This is a genomic window from Compostibacillus humi (assembly GCF_014637175.1).
Lineage (GTDB): Bacteria > Bacillota > Bacilli > Bacillales > Amphibacillaceae > Oceanobacillus > Oceanobacillus humi.
The window spans coordinates 1-3,922 of sequence record NZ_BMEV01000114.1 but is presented as its reverse complement, the minus strand read 5'-3'; the positions used below and the strand labels follow the sequence as shown (position 1 = coordinate 3,922).

3 protein-coding genes are annotated in these 3,922 nt (G+C 34.3%); 1 reads left to right on the top strand and 2 read right to left on the bottom strand.

Going from position 1 to position 3,922, the window contains the following annotated elements; translation table 11 throughout:
• On the bottom strand, positions 1-824 hold an 824-nt coding region (locus tag IEV18_RS16420), incomplete at its 3' end, for an IS256 family transposase (protein ID WP_188393443.1).
• A 150-nt stretch (positions 825-974) separates the two neighbouring features.
• Entirely contained in the window at positions 975-2,846 is a 1,872-nt protein-coding gene (locus IEV18_RS16415) for a histidine kinase dimerization/phosphoacceptor domain -containing protein (RefSeq protein WP_188393442.1), read from the bottom strand.
• 369 nt (positions 2,847-3,215) lie between these two features.
• On the opposite strand from IEV18_RS16415, the gene IEV18_RS16410 reads away from it, so the two are divergent.
• Complete coding sequence (locus tag IEV18_RS16410) at positions 3,216-3,803, top strand: ANTAR domain-containing response regulator (RefSeq protein ID WP_188393441.1); 588 nt, start codon at positions 3,216-3,218, stop codon at positions 3,801-3,803.
• The last annotated feature ends 119 nt before the right edge of the window (positions 3,804-3,922 follow it).

Genomic DNA, 3,922 nt, shown 5'->3' with positions numbered 1-3,922 from the left:
TCCTTATTCGGTGCGCGATAAATCAGTTTGAGATCCTCTGCCACTTCAAATTGATCTTTTTTCCGAACACGATGTAAGGTATTACGTACTTTGTGAACGACACAACGCTGCACATCGGCTTTCGGATAAACCGAGCGAAAAGCTTCCTCCAGCCCCGGAAGACCATCGAATACTCCCAGAAGCACTTCCTTGACGCCTCTTTGGTAGAGGTTTTGAAGAATTTCTTGCCATACATAGGCACTTTCTTGTCCTCCCACAAAGAAATCAAGAATTTCGCGATATCCTTCTTCGTTCACCCCTAACACCACATAAATGACTTCTTTCTCCACGGTTTCGCGACGAAGTTTTACGTATAAACCATCCAAATATAAGACCGAATAACGCTGATGTAGAGGACGATTGTGCCATTTCTCGATGTCTTCCTTCACGACATCGGTAATACGACTGATCGTCGTTGGAGAATAGGCATTTCCTAAAATTCGTTCGATAAACTTGCCAATTTCCCTCGTACTCATGCCACTTTGATACATTTTGATGACGGCTTCCTCGAGCCAACCAGTATGACGTTGGTAAGGGGCAAACAGCTGCGTTTGAAATTCCCCATTTCGATCTCTTGGGACCAAAAGGCCTTCAATCCGGCCATATTGCGTATCTAGATTTCGTTGATAGTAGCCGTTTCTCATATTCGATGTTCCGGCCTGTTCGATTTCGAGGAATTTTTTCATTTCTTCCCGCATGATCAGTTCTAATTTTTCCTTTACAAACTGACGAATCACACTTTCCAGTTGATTTGCCCAGTCTACATTCGGTATACTTTTAGACATAGGTAGGGTTCTCCTTTCTCTGGAATGTGTTTTTGTCCAAATCAGAGAATACCCTACCTTTTTTCTTTTGGTCTAGTAAAATGCTTTACACAAAATTTTATACATCATCGCGCTAGATTTACCATCAGACTCCGATAATATATTAATTATTTAAGATTTTTCCCTTTTTCGATATTGATTTAGAGAAAAGCTTTGTGATGGAATCTTTACTTCGATAGTGGTTCCGTTTTCAGATATAAATTTCATTTCTCCTTGAAATTCACTAGTAACAATGCCTTGCAATATTGATAACCCTAAGCTCGTTTGTTTTGAGGGGTCAAAACCTTCTGGCAGCCCGCGTCCATTATCTTTTACTGATATAAATATACATGTATCTAATTTTTTACACTTTATGCATATAGTACCATAATCCATATTTTTAAATGCGTGTTTGAAACAATTAGTAACTAATTCATTAATGACTAAAGCGATAGAAGTCGCTTTATTATAAGGGATAAAAATGTCATCCAAATCCAAAGAGATCTTAAAATTTGGGTTAAAGCTGGAAAAGGATATGATTTCTTCTATGATTTCTTTTACATTAATAATACTTCGCCCCAATTTATCCTTGGATAAAAGATTATGTACGGAGGAAATGCTTTTTATTCTGGCGATGATATCGTCTAATATTTCATTAACGGATTGTACAGAGTTGTCAGAGACAAAATTGCGTTGTAAGGAAATAATCCCGATGATGGATTGTAGGTTGTTTTTAATCCGATGATTGCTTTCTTGCAATAGAGCTGATCTTCCCATTAGTCTTGTTTCTTCAATTGCTATCGCAGCGTGGCGTGCCAATGTTTCTAAATATCTCGATTCATTATTTGAATAAACATATAGATCTTCATAATAGAATTGAATGAAACCTGTAACTTGGGAGTGAATCAAAACAGGAATACATATCGTAGTTTTTACATTTGTTTTCCGTTCAAATAATGACTCAAACACTTTATCATTCGCATTAACATAGAAAATATCATTTTCCTTTGCTATTTCCACGATGACATCTTTTTTTAATTGAGCTTCCACAAAATCATTTTGTTTATATTCTAATTCGTCGATGATACTCCAAGTACTCTCATCAATAAGTTTAATGGAGCAGCCGTCGGCATTCATAAACATAGTAGATTCCTTTGCCAGCAATAATAATACATCTTTTAGTTCATACTCAGATGAAAGAAGTTCGGCAGACTTGAACACAGCATCAATCACTTTTTTCGTATTTTGATCAATATGGTTATTTCGTGTATAACTATATCCGTTCAAGCTTTTCAACATTCTTTGAGGGTCTTTTTTTGCAGTCTGTGTAGACATTTGATCAACTATCTTTCCGTTTGTCATAATTGAAATTTCATCCGAAAGCTTTAAGGCCTCTTCCCATTGCTTAGTGATATATAGAATACTGCCTCCGTTGCTTTTAAATTCATCCAATAGCTTAAATACTTTTGTAGTGTTGCTCTCCGAAAGTCCTTCGAGCGGCTCGTGCATGATGATTAATTTTGGGTTTTGCATAAAAATGCTAGCGATATACACCATTCTTTTATTTTCTTCTGATAAGCTTTTCACTTTCTGAAGAACATTGGCTTCTAAGCCAAATTTCCTTAAAAAACTTCGAGAATCTTCTTTGACTTTTTTCCAATGAATGAAAGGCAGAAATTTCCTTTGCGGAAATCCCGTTAAATGCAGATTTTCTGCTATTGAGAGATTTTGATAAAGCATGGAATTATAGTTTAGTATGGATAAACCAAGTTTATGAAGAGGTATTTGATTACGTTTAAGATTATGTCCGTTGAATGAAATCTCTCCTCGGAGAGTTGGACTATTTAAGTCCATGATAGCTTGCAAAAAGATGTTTTGCTCCGATCTATTATTGGAAACTAGTGCATGAAATTCTTGATGACCAATTTTTATATTAATGTTTTCAACCATTCCGTCCGAGTTACGATAGGTAAAATTATTTATACGAAATAGGGTATCCTCCATAATTTTGAATGCCTCCAATATCAGAATAATACAAAAATTATTTGTGGATTTCTGATATTTATAATGTTACTATTTAACTATATAGAATGAATTTTTATAGAACATAAACTTGGAAATAACCATTTTTTGAGAGTTATTGTTTCATCGAAAAGTAGCAGAGCGCTTAGATTGCCATAAGCACAATATTTTCCTTCAGCTTACTCGGTACTTTTAAACTATCTTTACTAGTAATTTTGCCTAGTATTTAGAAAGTGCAAATCAGAATAAATAAGTATCAATAAAAATAAGTTTATGGGATAAAAATTCTATTTGTTAACAATATTATCATTTTAACTTATGAATTCAAGGAAATGAGGAGTAGATGACAAAATGGAGAAGTCATTGCGAATCATGATAGCAGAAGATGAGTTTTTAGTATTAATGGGTTTAAAGTCTAATATAGAACAGTTAGGCCATCAGGTAATAGGAGAAGCAACAGACGGAGAAAGTGCAGTTGAACTTGCCATTGAAAAAAAGCCCGATCTTATTTTAATGGATATTAATATGCCAAATATTGATGGCCTGGAGGCTATAAAAAAAATAAATGAAAAACTTTTTACACCTAGTATTATTGTCAGCGGATATTATGATGAAGATTTTATTAGACGGGCAACTGAAGAAGGTGTGTTTTACTATTTAATCAAGCCTATTGATATCAAGGATTTAAAAATTGCTATTAATATCAGTATCAGCAGGTTTAAAGAGTTTCAAAAATTACAGCATGATTTAAAGGATACGAAAAAAGCATTAGAGGCAAGGAAATACATTGAAAGAGCAAAGGGTATTTTGATGGACCGGAAGAAATTGAAGGAACCAGAAGCAATGAAATTTTTGCAAAAATTGAGCCGGAACCAAAATAAAAAGTTGGTAGTTGTTGCGAAGGAGATTATTCAAGCAGATTCTATTTTTAGTGAATGAAAATTAACAGCGCTGAAGAGTAAAAATTCTTCGTGATAATTTTCTACAAAGTATACCCCAAAATATACGAAATATGGGATAATATGGTTATATTAAACAGCTAAATTAGTATATTTTGG